This is a genomic window from Faecalibacterium sp. DFI.5.82, from assembly GCF_029076575.1.
GTDB classification, from domain to species: domain Bacteria; phylum Bacillota; class Clostridia; order Oscillospirales; family Ruminococcaceae; genus Faecalibacterium; species Faecalibacterium duncaniae.
In genome coordinates this window covers 1-303 of record NZ_JARFIS010000708.1, presented here as the reverse complement: position 1 = coordinate 303, position 303 = coordinate 1, and the positions used below count along the sequence as shown (strand labels likewise).

At 59.1% G+C, this 303-nt stretch carries 1 pseudogene; it reads left to right on the top strand.

Annotated elements, in window-relative coordinates:
• A pseudogene (locus tag P0G09_RS18535) lies at nucleotides 1–303 on the top strand (hypothetical protein); the annotation flags it as partial.

The following is a 303-nucleotide window of genomic DNA, read 5'->3' as shown; positions in this document are numbered from 1 at the left end:
GCACCGAGCTCTCCAAGGAGACGGTGACCCTCTCCGGCCCCAGCACTGAGATCGATAAGGTGGAGACCTGCACCGCCGAGGAGACCCACAAGGGGGAGCTCACCGATTCGGTCACGCTGGATACCGCCCTGCGCTTTTATACCAAGAGCGGCAGTGATGTCAAGTTTGAATACACGAATCTGGAGGAGTCCAGCGTGGAGGTCACGCTGGAGGTCTACAAGATGGCCACCCTGCCCGTGTCGGTCTGCTTTATCAACGCGCCCCGGAATTTTGATCCCTCGGTGCTGGTCTATTCCCTGAGCA